The sequence below is a fragment of the Brachybacterium aquaticum genome (assembly GCF_014204755.1).
In the GTDB taxonomy this organism is placed as follows: Bacteria; Actinomycetota; Actinomycetes; order Actinomycetales; family Dermabacteraceae; genus Brachybacterium; species Brachybacterium aquaticum.
Map to the genome: position 1 here is coordinate 2,795,694 of NZ_JACHLZ010000001.1, position 19,332 is coordinate 2,815,025.

A 19,332-nucleotide genomic window follows, 5' to 3' on the forward strand; every position below is an offset into this window, starting at 1 on the left:
CGCCTTCCCCGCCCGCGAGCTCGGCCTTGCGCCGCTTGCGGCGGGCGCGGAAGAAGCCGCGCAGCAGGTCGCCGCATTCCTGTGCGCGCACGCCGGTGGTGAGCTCGACGCGATGGTTCAGCCGCGGCTCGCGCACCAGGTCGTAGAGGGAGCCGGCGGCACCGGCCTTCGGATCCATCGCCCCGACCACCACCCGCTGCACGCGGGAGAGCACGATCGCGCCGGCGCACATCGTGCACGGCTCGAGGGTGACGACGAGGGTGGTGCCGGTGAGGTTCCAGCGCCCGGTGACCCGGGCCGCCTCCCGCAGGGCGAGGATCTCGGCGTGGGCGGTGGGATCCTCGTCGGCCTCCCGACGATTGCCGGCGACGGCGAGCACCTGCCCGTCGGCCCCGACGACGACCGCGCCGATCGGCACGTCGGCCGGCTCCCGGTCCGCAGCGGTGCGGGCCGCGCCGATCGCGAGGCCCATCAGCTCGTCGTCGTTCGGGGCTGCGCCGTTCAGGGGTCCGTCTGTCATGGCCCCATTGTCGCGGGATGCGCTCACTCCAGCGGGCCGAGCACCCGGTAGCGGGCCTCGAGCAGGGCCCCGTTGGTGCCGTGCTCGAGCAGCTCGAGGGCGAAGCGGCCGCCGAGCAGCGGCTTCCCGGCCCCGAGGGTGACCGGGGCGAACGAGACGAACAGCTCGTCCAGCATCCCGGCGCGGGCGAAGTCCGCCGCGAGGTCACCGCCGCCGACGATCCACACGTCCTTCCCGCCCGCAGCCTCCTCGAGCGCGGCGCGATGCTGCGCGGGGTCGCCATGGACGGCGCGGACGTCACCGCGGGGCGCCTCCACCTCCCGGTGGGTGAACAGGAAGGTGGGCTGGGTGAAGACCCAGGCGCCCTCGACGCTGTCGTCGTGCTCGAGCACCCAGTCGTAGGTGCTGCGACCGGCGACGATCGCGCCGACGTCCTCCATGAACCTCTCCATCGGCAGGATGCTGTCGTCCCCGGTGGGCTGGCTGAGGAGCCAGTCGAGGCTGTCATGCTCATCGGCGAGGAAGCCGTCCAGCGTGGTGGCGGTGTAGAAGCGGTAGCGGGTCATGGCTGGTCTCCTGTGCGTCGGCGGTGCCAGAGGATCGGGTCGGGGTCGAGGGCGGGCGGGGTCAGGTCGGCGCCCGCGTCGGCGAGCATCCAGCGCAGGACCTGGCGGCGGTGAGCGGAGAAGGTCAGCTCGTGGGCGAGGATCTGGCTGAGCAGGAAGCTCTCGGGCGGGTCGCACAGCGCATCGATCACCCGATCGGCCCAGGCGTCGCGTCGCTGCACCTCACGGACCATCGCGAGCCAGCGCGCCGCGGTGCGACGGTTCCGCTCGCGGAGATCGCGGACCTGGGACGAGTCCGACGGGACGGCATCCGGCGGGACATCGGACGGAAGGGGCACACCCGCGATGGAGGCGAGCCAGGGCTCTCGGCTGAGGACGAGGTGGAGGACGCTCTGGGCGATCGTCTCCTCCGCGCCGTCGAAGTCCCGCGGGCGATGCCCCGGCATCCGCACCCGGACCAGCTCCTGCTCCGGCAGCGTCGCCGTGACCTCGAGCAGCAGGTCGATGTCCTCGACGTCGTGCTCGACCATCAGGGCGACCACGCCCCCGGAGGAGCTCCCGCGCGCCTGCCCCGACTCGACGTACAGCGCGACCGGTGAATGGAAGTGCAGACCGTTGGGCGAGGGCAGCCAGTGCCCGCGCTCCGAGGCGGGCGGCAGCTGGGACGGCGCGCAGCCGTAGGCGCGGCGGAAGGCGCGGGAGAACCGTCGACCGAGTCGTATTCGGCGTCGAAAGCCGCCTCGGTCACCGAGGTCCCGCGCTGGAGGCGCCAGGCCGCGCGCTCGAGCAGCACCCGACGGCGCAGCGCGCTGGGGCTCTCCCCCGTCCGCGCGCTCACCGTGCGCTGGAAGTGGAAGGGAGAGAGGTGGGCGCCGCCGGCCATGCCCGCGAGGGAGCCGTCGCCGTCCTCGACGACGACGTCCAGCAGGCGCCGGAGCGGATCGGTCTCGGGCATGGAACCAGTATCCGCACCGGGTGCGAGCCCGCGCCCGACCGAACTTGCGCACCTCGCGGCCTGACCGCCCCGGCGCCCCCACCGCCGCCGGCCCCGGACCGTCCGCCACCCGGACCAGTTGCGCCGGGGCCGCGGTGTCGGAGGTGTGCCGCGCTCCGGTAGATTCAGGGCCATGCGCGTTCTCGAGATCGACCACCCCCTCGTCGCCCACAAGCTGACGGTGCTGCGCAATCGCGACACCCATTCGTCGGTGTTCCGCCAGCTGGCGGACGAGCTGGTGACCCTGCTCGCCTACGAGGCGACCCGCAACGTCGCCGTGGCCCCGGCGGAGATCCAGACCCCCGTCTCCCCGATGACCGGCCACCGGCTCACGAACCCCAAGCCCATGGTGGTGCCGATCCTGCGCGCGGGCCTGGGCATGCTGGACGGGCTGACCCGTCTGCTGCCCACCGCCGAGGTCGGCTTCCTCGGCATGGTCCGCAATGACGAGACCCTCGAGGTCACCACCTACGCGAACCGTCTGCCCGACGACCTCTCGGGCCGCCAGTGCTTCGTGCTGGACCCCATGCTCGCCACCGGCCACACCCTCATCGCGGCGGTGGAGTATCTCCACGAGCGCGGCGCCCGCGACATCACCTGCGTGACGCTGCTGTGCGCTCCGGAGGGCCTGAAGACGATGGAGGAGCAGATCGATCCCTCGATCGACCTCACCATCGTCACCGCCGCGATCGATGAGAAGCTCAACGAGAAGGGCTACATCGTCCCGGGCCTCGGCGACGCGGGCGACCGCCTGTTCGGTGTCGTCGACTAGGAATCGCGACGCCCGACGGGCCGCGCCCGGAACACCTGCGAACGCCCTCGACCTTTCCGGTCGGGGGCGTTCCTGCATACCTCTCCACACGCGCACCCCGTCTGACCAGCGGCGTTTCAGAATATGAACGCACCCTTGCCCTGCCTCCGGGCCTGGTGCAGGATTCCCCCATGACCTCGAACGCCGCGTTCCGCGAGACCACCCGCCGGGTGGTCCGCTCCGCGATGCGCTCGATGATGATGTTCATGATGATGATGCCGATGATGCATCGTCAGCCGAGCCTCTGAGCGCTCACGACCTCTCCGAGATCGGCTGACAGGAGCCGGCCGGAAGGCGCGGGCTCCGGGTGCCACCGGGAGCACACCCCTTCCTGATCCGCCAGCAGGCGTCGATCGCAGGGATCCCGGGCCCACCAGCCGCCGCGCAGACGCGCCGCCCCTCGGAGAACTCGCATCATGACCATCGCCCTGGATCGCCCCACGACCACCACCTCCTTCGACGCCCGCCCCGCCACCCGGTCGCTGTACCGCGTGGGAGGCACCGCCCCGCGCCCCCGCCCCGCCGAGGACGCCGTCACCATCACCGTCTCGGTCACCCTGCCCGCCGGCACCGGTGACGTCGAGGCCGCGGTGATCGCCGACGAGCTGCGCACCCGGGCGCAGCGCCTGGTCGCCGCCCGCGACGGCCGCACCACCGTCTCGGTCAGCAGCCCGCAGACCTTCGCGACCGCCGGTCGCTCCACCTCCCGCCCGCTGCCGCCGCGCGCCCAGGGTGCCGCGCCGGTCAGCCCGCTGCGTCCGCGCCGCGCCGGGGTCGTCTCCCCCAACTCCCCCGCCCGCCGCGATGCGGAGGCCGCCCGTCGCCGTCAGCTGCAGGCCACGGCCGTCAGCCCCTCGAGCCCCTCGGTCGCGCCGGAGGACAGCCTGGTGATCGATCTGTTCGGCCGACGGGTCCGCATCGACGGTCAGGACGTGGACTTCACCTACAAGGAGTTCGAGCTGCTGGCCCAGCTGGCCCGCGACGCGCGCCGCACGATCTCCCGCACCGAGCTCATGGAGACGGTCTGGGCGGGCTCGCCCGAGGACACCGGTGAGCGCACCGTGGACGTGCACGTGCGTCGTGTGCGGACCAAGCTGGGCCGCTACCGCCGCCTGATCTCGACCGTGCGCGGTGCGGGCTACCGCCTGGACCCGGGCAGCGACGTCGCGATCCTCTCCTGAGGACCGTGGAGCCGCACACGAGAGCTCCGGGCCCCGCCCCGGAATCCGCGGACCGTCCCGGAATGGACTGTCCCGGAATGGACTGTCCCGGAATGGGACGAGCGGCCCGGAGCTCTCAGCCGACAGTGTCGGGGGCTCACGGACCGCTCGTCAGGCCTGTCGTCCGTCAGGGGTGGGTGCGGGCGAACAGGCTGGACGGGCTGCCATAGGTGGGGGAACCTGGCGTAGTTGCCCGTCCGGCCGCTCCCCATGAGGGGGGTCTTGGAGAACGGCACATCTCTTAAGTTTTCAACGTCTTCCGACAGACCGGAACACTACCAGTCGCATCCGTGAAGTCCCCGCCCACAGACCCTCCGTCTTCGTTCTTCGCGTCACGTTCCGGAGAACGCCCCTGACAGCGAGTGGCGACGACGTCGTGCTCCCGAGTCTAGGCCCCCGATCGATGCCTGTAAATGCGACACGGCATGTCGTTCTCGCAGGTGACGTGCAGGAACTTCCGGACAGCCGCTCAGCTCGGTGCGGAGCGCGACGGGGCCCTCCCCCGCCGCACCTTCGGTGGAGAATGGCGTTTCTCCACCGCATCCGCGAGAACCGTCATCCCTCCCGACCGCTCGTACGGCCCTCCTCCGGACCTGTCGAACGGTCCTGCGCTCCACGGCGCAGCGGTGAGGGGGCACTCCCTTCCCCGACTCCTCACAGGTGAAGTGTGAGGACGCTCGCATCGTCGTGGCGCTTCCGCGGTGCGCGCTCGTCCGCGAGCGCGTCCTCCGCCCCGCGGATCTGTGCGATCACCGCCCCCGGATCGTCGTCGAGGGCACGGGCGAGCGAGGCGTCGTCGTGCAGCCCGAGCAGCTCCACGGCCCGGGTGACCCCGTCGGAGACGAGGTGGACGGAGAAGAGTTCGGCCAGCGGGGTGCTCCCCACTCGTGCCTGTGCCGCGGCCTCCGGCTCGTGGCGGGCGACCCAGAATCCGCCCGGGGCGTTGCGCTGCGCCTCGATCCGCTCGGCCCCGCCGCCGCGCGCGACGACCTCCTCGACCCGTCGGTCGGTGACGCGCTCGACGCCCCCGTCGCGACGGGTGAGCAGGAGGGACGAGTCGCACAGCACGAGGTGCTCGAGGTGCGGGGGCGTGCGCCGCACCAGCACCACGGTCGCGGAGGGGCCGCCCTCCTCGAGCGCGCACTCGTCGGCGTGGAGCCCGGCGATCTGCGCGATCCCGGCGCGGAGCACCTCGGTGAGAGACACGGACGTGTCCTGTGCCCGCGCGAGCAGGAGGGCGGCGAGGGTGTGGGAGTACCAGGCGACGCTGTGGCGGCAGCCGGCGCGGAACCGTGCAGGCACCCCGGCGCCGTCCAGCAGCACGGCCACGTCCCCGAGCACCCCGGCGGCATCCTCGTCCGCTCCGGGGACCGAGGGATCGGTGAGCAGGGTGGTGTGCACGGTGCCACTCTAGGCAGGACGGGGCGGGGCGGGAGAGCGCGGCGACCGTAGAGTGGTGCCGGACCATGCCGTCGGATCCCGATCCTCGCGGCGCTCGGATGCTGAAGGGAAGCACAGATGATCGCGCAGGCGAGGATCACCTCGGACACCACCGCCACGGTGCACCTGGCGGACCGGTCCGTCGAGGTCGTCGGCGCCGACCTGCCCGAGATCCGCGACCGGATCAAGGACGTCTTCATCTCCTCCGCGAAGGAGCAGGACCGGGACATCGACGTGGTGATCGTCGAGCCCGACGTGCGCCACCACCTGCAGGTCGAGCCGACCGGCCGGATCTCCGCCCGGGACGCGGACGACCGCCCGATGTACGGCCCCGATGACGATGAGCCCCTGCTCCCCGCTGTGACCGACCCTGACTCTGCCGCCTCCGAGGCCTGTGCGGTCTCTGCAGCCTCTGCGGTCTCTGCGACCTCTGCAGCCTCCGCATCTGCCGAGTCGACCGGTGAGCTCGCCGCCGTCCGCCCCCACGGCGGGCGTCGTCGTCGCGCCGCCGCGCCGGTCGCGGACTCCGCCGCGTCCTCGGGGTCCGCTGTCTCTGCGCCCTCCGCCGCTCCGGCCCCGTCGGCCGACGCCGCTCCGTCCTCCGACGCCGCCGCGCAGCCGGCGCCCGCCCCGGAGTCGCGGCCCCTCACCCCGCGCACCGCGCCGCCCGCCGACGACCGGCCCCGCCTCCAGGACCTGCAGACCCAGACGGCGAAGCTCACCCGGGTCCGTGCCACCCGCGGGTTCCCCGGGTTCGTCACCCGCCTGACCGGCGGCCGGATCGCCCCCGCCCCGGGGCGGGCCGAGCAGGCGGACATCGCCCGGCTCGAGCGGATCCAGCGCCCGCTGGAGGGTCCGCGGAACATCGCGGTCGTGAACCTCAAGGGCGGCGCGCACAAGACCACCGCCTCCCTGATGATCGCGGCGACGCTCGGCGTCTCCCGCGGCGGCAGCGTGCTGGCCTGGGACAACAACGAGACCCGGGGCACGCTGGGCTGGCGCGGTCTGCCCACCGACCACCACCGCACCGCCGTGGACCTTCTGCACGGCATCGACGGCCTGCGCGCCCCCGGCGCCTCGACCACGGACCTGGACCCGTACGTGCGCCCGCAGGGCGAGATGCGCTTCGACATCCTCGCCTCCGACGAGGACCCGGGCTCGGCCGCGCTGATCGACGACACCGCCTTCGCCGACCTCGACGAGGTGCTCTCGCGCTTCTACCGACTCAAGGTCATCGACACCGGCAACAACGTGCGCGCCTCGAACTGGCTGGCCTCCGTGCGCAGCGCCGACCAGCTGGTGATCGTCTCGACCGTCCGCGAGGACACCTTCAACGCCGCGGCGTGGATGATCGACGAGCTGCGGGCGACGGGCCTCGGCGAGCAGGTGGATCACGCGGTGACGATCCTGTCCCACGGCTCCAAGGGCAAGTTCGACGCGACCCTGCGCAAGCGCCTGCTCGCCCACTTCGGCGCGCACACCCGCGCCGTCACCGAGGTGCCGTACGAGAAGCAGTTCGCCGACGGCACCCACCTGGACTGGACCCGCGTCTCCAAGCCCACCAAGGAGGCGTGGCTGGACGCGACCGCGCTGATCGTCGACGGGCTCTGAGCCCCCGTCGTCCGCAGCACGCGTCGTCCACAGCACGGCGTCCGCTCCGGCGGGCGTCGGCCCCGGGGCCTAGGCTGATCCCCATGCCCGACCGCCGCCTCCACCTCGTCGTCGACGACGACCTGGGTCCGGCGCTATGGGTGCGCGAGCAGACCGGCCCCGGTCGCTCCCGCGCGCTCGAGGACCTCGCCGGACTGCGCGCCGATGCCCCGCCCGGGGTCGCCGATGCCCTCGCCGAGGCGCCCGACCACCTGCGCCACCGGGTGCGGATCCCGGGCCGGGACGGCGATCGCCGCGTCCCCGCCCTACCGCTCACCGGTTCCGCGCTCACAGGCCTCGTCGGTGCGGTGACGGACCTGCTCGAGGCCCGCTTCGGGGACGACCTCCCCGATCGCCTCGCCGAACTCATCTCCACCCGCACCGCCGCACGGCTGGACGAGCACCTGATCGCGCAGCCGGACCTGATCGCCGCGACCGTGCTGGACCTGCGCGCCCAGGACCTCGTGGAGCGACGCCACCTGCACGCACGCGCCGCCGAGCGGTACGGCCGCGCCGTGATGGAATGGCGAGCCCCGGACAAGGACGCCCCTCCCCTGCTGCACGCCCTCGTGGACGGGCACGCCCGCACCGCCTTCGCCGCCCACCTGCGGGGCGCGACCCCGCCGGAGCGGGACCGGATGGGGGTGCTGTGGGCACTGGCCGACGAAGGCGAGCTGCACGCGGACCTCCCCTCCCAGCGCCGCCTGACCAGCGCCTTCGACGCCTTCGTCGACTCCGGCCGGCCCGGCGTGCAGCTCGGCTCCTCCGGCAGCGAGCTGGTGGTGCGCCTGTTCCAGCCGCCGATCGGCACGGCCTGGCCGCTGCAGACCTGCCTGCGCGAGCCCGACGGGACCGTCCACCCCGTCGCCGACCTGCGCGCGGTCGGGGACCTCACCGCCGCCGGCGCCGCCGAGGCCAGTGCTGCGGTGCGGCGCCTGGCCCCTACGGTGCAGGGCGCGGCGATGGACGACACCGGCGTGGACTGGCTCCTGACCACCGCCGAGGCCTCCGCCTTCCTCGCCTTGGACACCCCCGCCCTCGAGGAGGCCGGGGTGACGGTGCTGCTGCCGCGCGACTGGACCGCCAAGCGCACCACGCTGCGTCCGCAGGAGGTCGAGGAGGAGCCCGGCGAGCGCAAGGGCTCCGGGGTGGGTCTGCAGGCCATGGCCTCTTTCCGGTGGCGGGTCGCGGTGGGCGACACCGAGCTCACCGAGGAGGAGATGGACCAGATCCGTGAGGCGCAGACGGAGCTGGTGCACCTGCGCGGCCAGTGGGTGCGCCTGGACCCCACCACCCTCCGCGCCGCCGAGCGGTTCCTCGACGCCTTCCAGGCCAGGACCCGCGGCACCCGCCTGCGGACCGGGGACGACGGGCAGGTCCGCGAGGGGGACGCGCCGGAGGGGACCGGGCGCGGGGGTCGGGGCGCCGAGGTGCGCGGGCCCGCGGGCCCGGCGGGATCCCGTCGGCCGACGGGCCCTGCGCCGACTGGCCCTGCCGCGCCGCCTGCCCTGCCGCCGCCCGTGCCGGTGCCGGCCGAGGTCGAGGGCCGCACGCCCTGGATCGAGATGTTCTCGATGATCCTCTCCCCCGAGATGGCCGACGTCGACTTCGGCCTGGCCGCGATCTACTCCGGCGGCGAACGGGGGCTCGCGCGGCTGATGCCCGGCGCGGAGGGTGCCTACCCCTATGAGCAGCCCGAGACGCTGCAGGCGACCCTGCGCCCCTACCAGCTGGACGGCCTGAACTGGCTGTGGGCGCTGGACGAGCAGGGCCTCGGCGGGATCCTCGCCGACGACATGGGCCTCGGCAAGACGATGCAGGTCCTCGCGCTGCTGTGCCGGGAGCGGGAGGGGCTGCGCGCCCACGGGCGCGCCGGCGATCCCGTCACCGGCCGGGAGGCGGTGCCGCCGCAGCGCGTGGGGCCGACGCTGCTGGTGTGCCCGATGTCGGTGGTCGGCGCGTGGCAGCGCGAGGCCGCGAAGTTCGCCCCGCACCTGCGCGTGCACGTCCACCACGGCGGCGACCGGGTGAGGGACGAGTCCTTCGTGGAGGGCGCGGAGGACATGGACCTCGTCATCACCACCTACGCCCTGCTCGCCCGCGACCTGCCTCTGCTGCAGGCGGTGTCCTGGCACCGGCTCGTGCTCGACGAGGCGCAGCACGTGAAGACCCCCGGCACCCAGGTCACCCGCGCCGCGAGGGCGCTGACCGCCCCGCATCGCCTGGCCATGACCGGCACCCCGGTCGAGAACCGGCTCGCCGACCTGCACTCCCTCATGGAGGCGGTGAACCCCGGCCTCCTGGGGCCGGCGAAGACCTTCCAGGACCGCATCGCCACCCCCATCGAGGAGGAGGGCCACGGCGGGGCGATCAGCCGACTGCGCCTGGTCACCTCCCCGTTCGTCCTGCGCCGCGTGAAGACCGACCGCGCGATCATCTCCGACCTGCCCGAGAAGATCGAGCTGGAGCGGGTGGTGAACCTGACCCCCGAGCAGGCCGGGCTCTACGAGGCGATCGTCAACGAGCTGATGGTCCAGCTGGACGGGGCCGAGGCCGCCGCCCGCCGCACCCTTGTCGTCTCCGCCATCACCCGGTTGAAGCAGGTGTGCAACCACCCCGCCCACTACCTCGGGGACGGCTCCGCGCTGGTGCGCGACGGCCAGCACCGCTCCGGCAAGCTCGAGCTGGTCGACGACCTGCTCACCGCCGCCTTCGAGAAGGGGGAGAAGGCGCTGCTGTTCACCCAGTTCACGACCTTCGGGCACCTGCTCGTGCCCTACTGGCAGGAGCGCTTCGCGGAGCTGGGGATCACCTCGGTGCCCTTCCTGCACGGCGGGGTCTCCAAGCGCGACCGCGACGAGATGGTCGCCGTCTTCCAGCAGCAGCGCGACCGGCCCGGGATGATGCTGCTGAGCCTGCGCGCGGGCGGCACCGGGCTCACCCTCACTGCCGCCAACCACGTCGTCCACCTGGACCGGTGGTGGAACCCGGCGGTGGAGAACCAGGCCACCGACCGCGCCTTCCGCATCGGCCAGCGCCGCGACGTCACCGTGAACACGCTGCTGAGCGCCGGGACCGTGGAGGAGAAGATCGGACGGGTCCTCGAGGACAAGCAGGCTCTCGCGGACCTCACCATCGGCAGCGGCGAGGACTGGCTCTCCCAGCTCTCCGACGACCGCCTGTTCGAGCTGCTCGCCCTGGACGAGGACGAGGACGGGGAGGACCGATGAACGGAGAGGCGATGAACGGGGACATGCGATGAGCATCCAGCTGGTCTCCCGCCGTGGCCCGATCGGGAAGGGCTGGCACGCGGTGGCGCTGCGCGAGGCGGCCGAGCGCCTGCTGGGTGCGGGCCGTGCGAGCCGCGGCCGGGCCGACGCGCGCGCCGGACGGGTGCAGTGGTTCGAGGTCGAGGCGGGCGCGGCCCGCGCGGAGGTCGAGGACCCCGACGGCTCGCTCCATCAGGCGCGCTTCGAGCTGCCCGCCTACCGCGAGGGCGACCGGGCGGACTTCCTGCGCGTCGCCCGCGCGCACCCCGAGCTGCCGACACTGCTCGCCGGCGGCGAGTACCCCCAGCGGATCGAGGCGGAGCTCGCCCCCTCGGAGGTGTCCCTGCTGCCCCGCAGCGCCTCGGAGCTGTCCCACGACTGCTCCTGCCTGGACTGGCCCGGCCCCTGCCGGCACGTCTCGGCGCTGGTGTACGTGCTGGTCGAAGCGGTGGACACCCATCCGGTGCACCTGCTGACGATGCGCGGGCTGACGCTCGAGGACCTGGTGGCCCCGCCCGCTCCCCCGTCGGCCGCCGTCGGCGACGTGTCCGGCGCGGGATCGACCGACGGGACCTCTCCGGGCGACGGGCCGGGCGGCCCCGACGGAGGGTCGGCCGACGGGGACGCCTCCGCCGATGAGTCGTCGGACGGGGAGTCCCCGACGGAGGGCGCCGCCCCGTCGGGCGCCCCGGGCCCCGCGCCCTACGACCCCCGCCACACGGATCCTGCGCGCCTCGCGGACGCGGTCGGCGAGGACATCGCACGGATCATCGCGGACTTCTACCACCAGGGCCGCAGCTGACCCTCAGCCCTGCGCACCCTCCTCGCGCGTCGCGCCGAGCAGGTGCCGCTCCTGCACCCAGGGCCGCTCGATGCCGGTGACCTCGTAGGCCTCGGCCTCGTCGAGGGTCTCCTTCTCCATGAGCGCCCGCACGATGGCCACGTGCTTGTCGTGGTGGTCGCGGGGGCTGCCCTCCTGCGGATAGACCTGCACGGGGCCGACCTTCTCGGACATGCCTCACCGGCCCACCATCTGGCGGGCGATGTTCGTGGCGCTCTGCAGATCGGACTCGGCACCGGTGGTGGTCACGCCGTAGATCTCCTGCTCCGCGGCCATGCCGCCGAGGGCCCCGACGAGGCGGCCGCGCAGGTAGTCGTACTCGTAGCCGTACTTGTCCGTCTCCGGGGTGGAGAGGGTGACGCCGAGGGCGCGGCCGCGCGGGATGATCGAGATCTTGCGGACCGGGTCCGCGCCGGGGCGGAGCATCCCGGCCAGGGCGTGCCCGGCCTCGTGGTACGCGGTGCGCTCCTTCTCCTCGTCCGGCATGACCACCGCGCGCTCGGAGCCGAGCTGCACCTTCTCGAGCGCATCGGCGAAGTCCTTGCCCGTCACCGCGGTCTGCTCGCGCTTGGCGGCCAGCAGCGCCGCCTCGTTGGCGAGGTTCGCGAGGTCCGCGCCGGTCATCCCGGGCGTGGTCAGCGCGATCTGCTGCAGGTCGACGTCGGCGGCGAGCGGCTTGTCGCGGGTGTGGACCTTCAGGATCTGCTCGCGCCCGACGGCATCCGGTGCGGAGACGGTGATCTTGCGGTCGAAGCGGCCGGGGCGGGTCAGGGCATCGTCCCGCACGTCCGAACGGTTGGTCGCGGCGATCACGACGATCCCCTCGGTGCGCCAGGGGAACGCGGGATCGTCGCCGTGGCCAGTGCCCGGGACGCCGGCGCCTCCAGCCCCAGAGGTGCCGCCGCCTGCGGGTCCGCGGCCGCTCGCGGCGGTCGGTCTGCCCGCGTCGGTCGGCGGCGGCCTCCCGACGGGGATCGGAGGTGGGGTCGGTCATCGGCGGGACTCCGTTCTGCGGTGGGCTCCGACAGCGACGGCCGCGTCGCCGAGGCGCTGATGGAGATGATGCGCTGGGCCAATCGCATGGACGTGCGCCGCGAGGTGTGGGTGCTCGAGGGCACGAAGCTCTCCCCCACCGAGCTCGGCCTCCTGGTCGCCCTCGAGGAGCACGGCCCCGTGCGCCTGACCGACCTCGCCGCCGGGCAGGGCGTGGACCGCTCCACTCTCAGCCCCCAGGTGCGCCGGCTCGAGAAGCTCGAGCTCGTCGCCCGCACCACCGATCCGCACGACGCCCGCTCCACCCCGCTCGAGCTCACCGCGACCGGCCTCGCCGCCGTCGCCGAGCTGCGCGCCTCCGCGACCGCGCTGATCACCGAGCGCCTGACCGGCTGGACCGGCGCGGAGCGCACCGAGGCCGCGGTGATCCTCGAGCGCCTGGTCGCCTCGCTCGAGAACGAGGACCCCGGGCCGACCCCGTCGGCCGCCTGAGCCGCCCGCGGCCACCCGAGTCGTCCCCGGCTACCTGGGTCGTCCATGGCGGTCCGTCCACAACCGGCCGGCCCTGCGCCGGGCGACCCGCCCGCGCCGTCTACAGTGGCGGGCATGCCGAACGTCCCCCTGACCTCCGCCCCCGCCGTTCCCGCCGAGGCGGTCGCCGCCATCGCGGCCCTCGCCGAGAACGCCGTCGCCGAGCACCGCACGGCCGGGGTGACCTGGGCGATCATCGGCGGCCACGCGCACTCCGAGGCGATCCTCGCCCACGGCTCCGCCGGACACCGCGAGCTCGACGCCGGCCGTCCCGCTGCCGGCTCCTCCCCCATGGACCGCGGGACCATCTCCCGGATCGCGTCGATGACCAAGTCCTTCACCGCCGCGACCGTGCTCGCGCTGCGCGACGAAGGCCGGCTGAGCCTGGACGACCCGGTCTCCCGCCACGTCCCCGAGGCGGCGGGCGCCTTCACGCTCGAGGCCGACGACCGCGAGCCCACACTGCGCCGTCTGCTGACGATGGACGCGGGCCTGGTCACCGACAATCCCTGGGGCGACCGGCAGGAGGCGATGACCCGCGAGGAGTTCGCGGCGACGCTGCGCGACGGGCTCGGCCGGGTGCACCGCCCGGGCGCGGGCTTCGAGTACTCCAACACCGGCTTCGCGCTGCTGGGCCGGGTGATCGACGAGGTCACCGGGAGCAGCTTCATGGACGAGATCCGCCGCCGCTTCCTCGCGCCGCTCGGGATGGACAGCACCGGCTGGTCGGCGGGCGAGATCGACACGTCGCGCCTGGCGACCGGGCACCGCGTCGCGGACCGCGAGGACTCGACCCGGTTCGAGCCGGTGCCGCTGGACTCCCCCGGCGTGTACGGGGCGATGGCCGGGCTGTTCTCGACGGTCGACGACCTCGCCGCCTGGGTGCGGTTCCTCGCCGCGGCCTACGCGCCGGAAGCGGCGGACCGTCCCGCAGGACCGCTCGCCACCGCGTCCCGGCGCGAGATGCAGCAGCTGCACCGCCACCAGGCCCTCGCCCCGCTGCCGGTCGATCCCGCGACCGGTCTCTCCCCCGGCTTCGACCGCATCCGCGGCTACGGCTACGGCTTGGTGATCGAGCAGTTCCCCGACCTCGGCGAGGTCGTCTCCCACTCCGGCGGCTACCCCGGCTACGGCTCGTTCATGGTGTGGCACCGCGACTCGGGCGTGGGCGTGGTGGCGCTGGCGAACTCGAAGTACGCCCCCGCCACCGTCCTGTCGATGCAGGCGCTGCGGATCCTGCGTGCGAAGGCGCCCGGGCTGCTGGCGCGCAGGCCGCTGCGGCCCGCGCCCCGCACTCTCGAGGCGGCCGGTGCCGCCCTGGAGTGGCTGCGCGGCGGGGACGACGCCGTGGCCGACGCCTGGTTCGCCGACAACATGGACCTGGACATCTCGCGCGAGGAGCGGCGACGCCGCCTCACCTCCGCGCTCGCCACGGCGGGCCTGGACGGGGGCCAGCTGGAGTCGCTGCGCGTGGCGGACGCCTATGTGCTCAGCGGTGCGCGGCTGCGCTGGACGCTGCCGGGGAAGGCCGGGGCTGCGGAGCATGCGGCCGCGGAGGGTTCTGCCTCGCCGTCGGTGCATGTGGAGCTGCTGATGGATCCTCGGCGGCAGGCGCTGATCCAGGCCCTGGACGTCGTCGCCCGCTGAGCGGGCGGGCGGGGTTCAGGAGGCGGGCGCGGGCCCGTCGGCCGATCAGATGGCGGCGGGCCCGTCGGCCGACGGGATCTCGCCCGTGGGAGCGATGTCCCCCGTCGGCGCGATGTCGCCGAGCGCGAAGGAATCGTGCGCGGAGGAGTCGAGCGCGCCGAGCGCGGAGGTGTCGCCGTTGAAGACCATGAGCAGCACCACCGCGACGATCACGCCGAGCACGAGGGCCGCGCCGACGCCGAGACCGACCGCGATCATCGTGCTGCGGTCGGTGCCACGCTGCTGACCGGTGGCGGTGGCGGTGCCCGTCGCGGTGAAGGTCTGCGGGGTGGTGTGCGCGCTGGTGCGCTGTCCCTGCGGGCCCCCGCCGCCGTGCTGACCGGGCGGGACCGGTCCGCCGTGGGCCCACCGCTGGCCGGTCTGCGGGGACGGGGCCACGGTCGGGGACCCGGCGGTGAAGCCCTGCTGCACCTGCCCGGCGCGGATCGCCTCGAGCGAGGACGGCGCGACCAGGGGCGCGGGGCGCTCGGGCCGCTTCACGCCCGGGGCGTTCGGAGGCAGGGGGTCCAGGGTGTCCTGGAAGTCGAGCGGGGAGCCGTCGGCGAAGGTAAGCGGGTAGCCCTGCGGGACGCGGGGCAGGTCGCGGCGCACCGTGTCGGCGTCCTGGTAGCGGTCCTCCGGCTGGGCGGCGACGAGGCGGCGGATCACGGCGGAGAGCTTCGGCGTCACCCCGCGCAGGTGCTGGCTGAGCTCGTCGGGACGGAATGCGCCGTCGTGCAGCTTGATCGGCCCGTTCAGCGCCACGAGCGCCACCACCCCGGCGGCGTAGAGGTCGTGGGAGGGGGTGGGCTCGGCCATGGCGAACAGCTCCGGGGCCATGTAGCCGGGGGTGCCGTTGACCATGCCGACGTGGGTGAAGCGCACGTCCGTCTCGTGCACGGCGATACCGAAATCAGCCAGGCGGGAGACCGGATGAGCGCGCCCGCGCGGCTCGAACATGATGTTCGCGGGCTTCACGTCGCGGTGGATCCAGCCCTCCGAGTGCACGTGCGAGAGCCCGTCCAGCAGCTGGTCGAGGATGACCACGACCGCAGGCTCGGAGAGCTTGCCCCTCTTCTTCACCGCCGACTCGAGGGTGCCGCCGGAGACCAGCGGCATCGCGATCACGACGTGCTCGTCCTCGGCGCCCCAGCCGTAGGGGGTGAGCAGATGCGGATGGTCGAAGCTGACGCCCTTCTCGCGCACGAAGCGCATGAGGTCGGCCGAGTCGCGCTGGCGCAGGACCTTCGCCGCGCAGAGCTCCTTGGTCTTGGAGTCCCAGGCGCGCCAGACGGAGCCCGAACCGCCCTTTGCGATCAGGTCGATGAGCGCGAAGCGCCCGACAATAACGTCAGCCATGATTTCTCAGCATATCGTCAGGCCCGCGCACGGCGGCATGGCACGTCGGCATGGCACCGCGTGATGGCACGGCGGCATGGCACCGCGTGATCGCGCGCCGCTATGCTGACGGGGATCCCTGCCCCGCGGTGCTTGTCCCGGGGCCCGTGCGACGCGACCTGAGGGGGGCTCATGGGCGATCGCCTCACCGCAGACGTGCTGCGCGCCGATTCTCTGCTCGCCGATTCTCTGCTCGCCGCACCTCCGTTCGCCGGCACCGCCCCGTTCGAGGGCGACGGTTTCTGGGATCCCGTCCCCGCGAGCTGGCCCCTCATGGCGATCCTGCTGGCCGTGTGCCTGCTGCTGACCATCGCGTTCGTGGTGTGGCTCGTGCTCCAGCCCGAGGAGCCCGACGTGGACACCACCCCGCTGGTCGACAAGGCCACCCGGCACGACCGCGAGGACGCCGCTCTGGTGCGCCGCCGCATGGACGCGGATGCGGGCCGGGCCGATCTCTCGGACCCGCAGCTGCGCTGACCGCCCCGCCGGTCCTCCCGCACCTCTGCCCCGCACCCCGTCTGTTCACCTCACGGTGGCCGGACGCTCACCCCGCCCACGCACCCCGTCCAGCCGCACTCCCTACGGTGCGGGGACCGAAGCCGTGTCCGAGGAGGGGGTGCCATGAGACCGGGTCGCACGCTGCTGCTCGCCGTCGACGGGCTGGACGAGCACGACGCCCGCACGTTCCTGCACGAGGACGGCGCCCGGTCCCATCCGCTGCTCTCCCGCGCTGCGATCGACGGTGCCATTCCCCTGCGGATCGGCTCGGGCGGTCCCTCCGAGCCGGCGCCGGCACTGGCGAGCCTGGTCACCGGCGCGTCCGTCGCCCACACCGGCGTCGCCACCGAGGCACCGTTCGTGCCCGAGCGTCCCGAGAGCCGCTCCACCTGGTACGCCCGCTCGATCACGACCTCGACCCTGTTCGACGAGGTCCGCGACGCCGGCGGCGTCACCGCCGCGCTGCAGTGGCCGGCCACCGCCGGGGCGGACATCGCGCTGTGCCTGCCGCTGGTCGAGGACCTGCGCCACTACCGCAACCGCTGGGACATGGCCGAGCGCACCAGCTCCCCGCGCATGGTCGCCGAACATCTGGCGCCGCGCCGCGACCTGGGGGTGCAGCTCAGCCAGGTCCCGCCGGACGACCTGGTCGCCGAGGTGGCGTGCGAGGCCCTGACCCGGGGCCGGGTCGATCTGCTGGCCGTGCGGCTGACGGGCCTGGGCCTGGTGCGCCGCACCGCAGGACTCGGCACCACCGCTGCGGAGCATGCACTGTTCGACGTCGCCGAGGCGATGCAGCAGATCCTCACCGCCTTCGCCCCGACGGACCGCGACCGGGTGGTGCTGGTCCCGGGGCGTCCGCTCGTGCCCGCCGCGCTGCTCGTGCACCCCAACGCCACCCTCGCCGCCGCGGGTCTCGTGCACACCGAGGGCACGAGGACCACTGATTTCCGGGCCCTCGTGTGGCCGGACGGTCCCCGAGGGGTGGCGCACGTGGGCCGCACGGAGCCGGAGTCGCTGCGCCAGGAAGTCCTCGGCGCCCTCGCCGAGATCGCGGCGCACACCCGGCTGCGCCTGCGCCCGGTGGACGACGGGGTCGGGGCCACCGACGCGACCGACGTGATCGCGGTGCTCGAGGGCACCCCGGGCACGGTGTTCGGGCTGTCGGCGACGCATCGCCCGCTGGTGGACGGCGAGGATCCGTACTACGCGGGTCCGCGCGCGGTGAGCGATCCGTCGGCGCCCTCGACCGCGCTCGCCCGGGGGCCGGGCCTGCCGGACGTGCCGATGGAGGGGTCCTGGGCGGATCTCGGCGTCACCCTCGCCGGAGCGCTCGGAGTGCACCTGCCGGGCGCGACGGCGGCGGGGATGTGCCCCGCCTCAGCACCGCTCGTGTGACAGCACCGCTCGTGTGACTGCGTCGCGGGTCTAGCCGCGGGCTCGGCGCCACCGCTCGCGCACGGCCTTCAGCGCACGCTCGAGCACTCCCGGCTCCGGGCCGGCCATGCGATCGCGCAGATCCTCGAGCGTCGGAGCGTGGTGGCGGATGTGGTGCTCGCCGTCGTGCAGCGCGTCCGGGGAGGCGCCGCCCTCGACGTCCTGCGGGGAGACGTCCACGTCGAAGCCGAGCAGGACGACCCGTCGGCTGTCCGCATCGAGCACCACGCTGAGCGAGTCGATCTTCTCGCCCCGGTCGGCGGCGACCTCGGCGCGCAGGCGGGAGATCGCCGCGTCCAGCCGGGTGGACGCGCCGACGTCGGCGCGCACCGCGTCCCGCATCGACATGGACACGAGGTTCCCGCCCACGTCCACGATCGCGTCGATCTCCTCGTGGATCCCCGCCTCGCGGCCGTCCTCGTGGAGGGTCAGCTGCTGGAGGACGAGGCGCAGGGCGCCAGTGGCCGCGAACTCGACCAGCACGTCGCGGATCTCCGCGACGGCCTTCGGGCTGCTGCTCCAGGGCTCGTACCCGCCGACCTTTCGGTCACCTCGACTCATGGCGCACAGAGTAGCGCCCCTACCAGGGAGTGCAGTCTCCGACGGTCCCGGTCAGTGACCGCCGTGGTGCCCGCCTGGCACGGGGGTGGTCTTGATCCCGAGCGCTGCGCGGACCGCGGCGATCTGGAAGCGGCGCGCCTCCTGGGAGTCCGCGCCCTGACCGGCGACGCCGACCTGATGGCCACCGCTCGGGATCTCCAGGACATGGTGCTCGACGCCCGCGCCGTCGAGCGCCTCGACGAGCCGTCGACCGTCGTGGACCAGCGAGTCCTTCCCGCCGAGGACCAGGTGCACGGGCGGCAGGCCGTGCAGGTCGCCGTGGACGGGGCTGAGCCGCGGCTCGGTGCGCGGCACGCCGCCGGCGTAGACCCGGGCGGCGATGCGCAGCTGCTCCTCGCCGTGGTCGTCACGGGACAGATCGCTCCAGGGCGTCTCCAGCAGCAGCGCGGCCGGGGCGCCGGAGCCGGTGTGGGCGAGGGTCTGGGCGACGGCGAGCGCGAGCCCGCCGCCGGCGCTGTCACCGGAGAGCACCCAGGCGCCGGGGCGCAGCACGTCGGTGGCGAGCATGTCGTCCACGGCGTGGAGCACGTCCTCGACCGCGGCCGGGTAGCGGTGGCGCGGGGCGAGGCGGTAGTGGATCATCGCGCCGGCCACGCGGGAGCGGCGGGAGACCTCCTCGAGCCAGTCCCAGGTCTGCGGCGTCTCGCCCTGGACGTAGGCACCGCCGTGGAGGTGGACGATCGCCCCGGAGCCGGCGAGCTCCTGGTCGATCCAGGTGACGGGCACGTGCGCGTGCCGCACGCGCGTGACGCGCGCGGGGTCGGCGACGGCGCGGGGCGGGGTGGAGGGCCGCTGGGAGGCCAGGATGCGCAGGCTGCGGACGAGGCTCATGGGGGCATCCTCCCATGGACTCCGCG

At 73.8% G+C, this 19,332-nt stretch carries 18 protein-coding genes and 1 pseudogene; 9 read left to right on the forward strand and 10 right to left on the reverse strand.

Annotated features, from left to right (window positions below; all coding sequences use genetic code 11):
• Nucleotides 1–31: 31 nt before the first annotated feature.
• The 4 genes and pseudogenes from tadA to HNR70_RS16525 all read right to left on the reverse strand — a co-directional run.
• Nucleotides 32–520: pseudogene (gene tadA / locus HNR70_RS12540) on the reverse strand (tRNA adenosine(34) deaminase TadA); the annotation flags it as partial.
• Between the two features lie 23 nt (nucleotides 521–543).
• Nucleotides 544–1,086 carry a dihydrofolate reductase family protein gene (locus HNR70_RS12545; RefSeq protein WP_184325952.1) on the reverse strand — a complete coding sequence of 181 codons (543 nt, stop codon included), beginning with the start codon at nucleotides 1,084–1,086 and terminating at the stop codon, nucleotides 544–546.
• Complete coding sequence (locus tag HNR70_RS15605) at nucleotides 1,083–1,616, reverse strand: DinB family protein (RefSeq protein ID WP_221421132.1); 534 nt, start codon at nucleotides 1,614–1,616, stop codon at nucleotides 1,083–1,085. The genes HNR70_RS12545 and HNR70_RS15605 overlap by 4 nt, the downstream gene beginning before the upstream one ends.
• Complete coding sequence (locus HNR70_RS16525) at nucleotides 1,616–2,215, reverse strand: helix-turn-helix domain-containing protein (protein ID WP_376768824.1); 600 nt, start codon at nucleotides 2,213–2,215, stop codon at nucleotides 1,616–1,618. The genes HNR70_RS15605 and HNR70_RS16525 overlap by 1 nt, the downstream gene beginning before the upstream one ends.
• Here HNR70_RS16525 and upp point away from each other — a divergent pair.
• A complete protein-coding gene (gene upp, locus HNR70_RS12555; protein ID WP_184325953.1) occupies nucleotides 2,214–2,852 on the forward strand; it encodes a uracil phosphoribosyltransferase in 639 nt (212 codons plus the stop codon). The two genes, HNR70_RS16525 and upp, sit on opposite strands and share 2 nt — an antisense overlap.
• A gap of 455 nt (nucleotides 2,853–3,307) precedes the next feature.
• Nucleotides 3,308–4,072: a winged helix-turn-helix domain-containing protein gene (locus HNR70_RS12560; protein WP_184325954.1), complete on the forward strand. Its 765-nt coding sequence runs from the start codon at nucleotides 3,308–3,310 to the stop codon at nucleotides 4,070–4,072.
• A gap of 693 nt (nucleotides 4,073–4,765) precedes the next feature.
• Here the strand turns inward: HNR70_RS12560 and HNR70_RS12565 are convergent.
• Nucleotides 4,766–5,512 carry a protein phosphatase 2C domain-containing protein gene (locus tag HNR70_RS12565; RefSeq protein WP_184325955.1) on the reverse strand — a complete coding sequence of 249 codons (747 nt, stop codon included), beginning with the start codon at nucleotides 5,510–5,512 and terminating at the stop codon, nucleotides 4,766–4,768.
• A 117-nt stretch (nucleotides 5,513–5,629) separates the two neighbouring features.
• Between HNR70_RS12565 and HNR70_RS12570 the strand changes: the two genes are divergently transcribed.
• From HNR70_RS12570 to HNR70_RS12580, 3 genes are all read left to right on the forward strand, one after another.
• Complete coding sequence (locus tag HNR70_RS12570; RefSeq protein ID WP_184325956.1) at nucleotides 5,630–7,162, forward strand: MinD/ParA family ATP-binding protein; 1,533 nt, start codon at nucleotides 5,630–5,632, stop codon at nucleotides 7,160–7,162.
• Between the two features lie 83 nt (nucleotides 7,163–7,245).
• Complete coding sequence (locus HNR70_RS12575; RefSeq protein WP_184325957.1) at nucleotides 7,246–10,431, forward strand: DEAD/DEAH box helicase; 3,186 nt, start codon at nucleotides 7,246–7,248, stop codon at nucleotides 10,429–10,431.
• Nucleotides 10,432–10,459: 28 nt separating this feature from the next.
• Nucleotides 10,460–11,272: an SWIM zinc finger family protein gene (locus HNR70_RS12580; protein ID WP_184325958.1), complete on the forward strand. Its 813-nt coding sequence runs from the start codon at nucleotides 10,460–10,462 to the stop codon at nucleotides 11,270–11,272.
• Nucleotides 11,273–11,275: 3 nt separating this feature from the next.
• On the opposite strand, the gene HNR70_RS16010 is transcribed toward HNR70_RS12580, so the two are convergent.
• Nucleotides 11,276–11,485 (reverse strand): hypothetical protein, encoded by a 210-nt coding sequence (locus HNR70_RS16010; RefSeq protein ID WP_246375218.1) that lies wholly within the window; start codon nucleotides 11,483–11,485, stop codon nucleotides 11,276–11,278.
• 3 nt (nucleotides 11,486–11,488) lie between these two features.
• Complete coding sequence (locus HNR70_RS16015) at nucleotides 11,489–12,124, reverse strand: ATP-dependent metallopeptidase FtsH/Yme1/Tma family protein (RefSeq protein ID WP_312857661.1); 636 nt, start codon at nucleotides 12,122–12,124, stop codon at nucleotides 11,489–11,491.
• Between the two features lie 201 nt (nucleotides 12,125–12,325).
• Between HNR70_RS16015 and HNR70_RS12590 the strand changes: the two genes are divergently transcribed.
• Entirely contained in the window at nucleotides 12,326–12,796 is a 471-nt protein-coding gene (locus HNR70_RS12590; RefSeq protein ID WP_184325959.1) for a MarR family winged helix-turn-helix transcriptional regulator, read from the forward strand.
• Nucleotides 12,797–12,910: 114 nt separating this feature from the next.
• A complete protein-coding gene (locus HNR70_RS12595; protein WP_184325960.1) occupies nucleotides 12,911–14,482 on the forward strand; it encodes a serine hydrolase domain-containing protein in 1,572 nt (523 codons plus the stop codon).
• A 45-nt stretch (nucleotides 14,483–14,527) separates the two neighbouring features.
• Here HNR70_RS12595 and HNR70_RS12600 read toward each other — a convergent pair whose 3' ends face one another.
• Nucleotides 14,528–15,880 carry a serine/threonine-protein kinase gene (locus tag HNR70_RS12600; RefSeq protein WP_184325961.1) on the reverse strand — a complete coding sequence of 451 codons (1,353 nt, stop codon included), beginning with the start codon at nucleotides 15,878–15,880 and terminating at the stop codon, nucleotides 14,528–14,530.
• Nucleotides 15,881–16,051: 171 nt separating this feature from the next.
• Between HNR70_RS12600 and HNR70_RS12605 the strand changes: the two genes are divergently transcribed.
• The gene (locus HNR70_RS12605) at nucleotides 16,052–16,396 is read left to right on the forward strand and encodes a hypothetical protein (RefSeq protein WP_246375219.1); all 345 of its coding nucleotides are present in this window, start codon (nucleotides 16,052–16,054) and stop codon (nucleotides 16,394–16,396) included.
• A gap of 144 nt (nucleotides 16,397–16,540) precedes the next feature.
• Nucleotides 16,541–17,815: an alkaline phosphatase family protein gene (locus HNR70_RS12610; protein WP_184325962.1), complete on the forward strand. Its 1,275-nt coding sequence runs from the start codon at nucleotides 16,541–16,543 to the stop codon at nucleotides 17,813–17,815.
• 30 nt (nucleotides 17,816–17,845) lie between these two features.
• Here the strand turns inward: HNR70_RS12610 and HNR70_RS12615 are convergent, their stop codons facing one another.
• On the reverse strand, nucleotides 17,846–18,415 hold the full coding sequence (locus HNR70_RS12615) for a hypothetical protein (protein ID WP_184325963.1): 570 nt from the start codon (nucleotides 18,413–18,415) through the stop codon (nucleotides 17,846–17,848).
• Nucleotides 18,416–18,466: 51 nt separating this feature from the next.
• Nucleotides 18,467–19,306, reverse strand: a complete 840-nt coding sequence (locus HNR70_RS12620) for an alpha/beta hydrolase (RefSeq protein WP_184325964.1) — start codon at nucleotides 19,304–19,306, stop codon at nucleotides 18,467–18,469.
• Nucleotides 19,307–19,332: the final 26 nt, after the last annotated feature.

Excerpts from the sequence above, each read along its gene's own strand:
- HNR70_RS12545 (WP_184325952.1), bottom strand. The coding sequence starts at position 1,086 with ATGACCCGCTACCGCTTCTACACCGCCACCACGCTGGACGGCTTCCTC.
- HNR70_RS15605 (WP_221421132.1), bottom strand. The coding sequence starts at position 1,616 with ATGGTCGAGCACGACGTCGAGGACATCGACCTGCTGCTCGAGGTCACG.
- upp (WP_184325953.1), top strand. The coding sequence starts at position 2,214 with ATGCGCGTTCTCGAGATCGACCACCCCCTCGTCGCCCACAAGCTGACG.
- HNR70_RS16525 (WP_376768824.1), bottom strand. The coding sequence starts at position 2,215 with ATGGCCCTGAATCTACCGGAGCGCGGCACACCTCCGACACCGCGGCCC.
- HNR70_RS12560 (WP_184325954.1), top strand. The coding sequence starts at position 3,308 with ATGACCATCGCCCTGGATCGCCCCACGACCACCACCTCCTTCGACGCC.
- HNR70_RS12570 (WP_184325956.1), top strand. The coding sequence starts at position 5,630 with ATGATCGCGCAGGCGAGGATCACCTCGGACACCACCGCCACGGTGCAC.
- HNR70_RS12575 (WP_184325957.1), top strand. The coding sequence starts at position 7,246 with ATGCCCGACCGCCGCCTCCACCTCGTCGTCGACGACGACCTGGGTCCG.
- HNR70_RS12580 (WP_184325958.1), top strand. The coding sequence starts at position 10,460 with ATGAGCATCCAGCTGGTCTCCCGCCGTGGCCCGATCGGGAAGGGCTGG.
- HNR70_RS16010 (WP_246375218.1), bottom strand. The coding sequence starts at position 11,485 with ATGTCCGAGAAGGTCGGCCCCGTGCAGGTCTATCCGCAGGAGGGCAGC.
- HNR70_RS12595 (WP_184325960.1), top strand. The coding sequence starts at position 12,911 with ATGCCGAACGTCCCCCTGACCTCCGCCCCCGCCGTTCCCGCCGAGGCG.
- HNR70_RS12600 (WP_184325961.1), bottom strand. The coding sequence starts at position 15,880 with ATGGCTGACGTTATTGTCGGGCGCTTCGCGCTCATCGACCTGATCGCA.
- HNR70_RS12605 (WP_246375219.1), top strand. The coding sequence starts at position 16,052 with ATGGGCGATCGCCTCACCGCAGACGTGCTGCGCGCCGATTCTCTGCTC.
- HNR70_RS12610 (WP_184325962.1), top strand. The coding sequence starts at position 16,541 with ATGAGACCGGGTCGCACGCTGCTGCTCGCCGTCGACGGGCTGGACGAG.
- HNR70_RS12615 (WP_184325963.1), bottom strand. The coding sequence starts at position 18,415 with ATGAGTCGAGGTGACCGAAAGGTCGGCGGGTACGAGCCCTGGAGCAGC.
- HNR70_RS12620 (WP_184325964.1), bottom strand. The coding sequence starts at position 19,306 with ATGAGCCTCGTCCGCAGCCTGCGCATCCTGGCCTCCCAGCGGCCCTCC.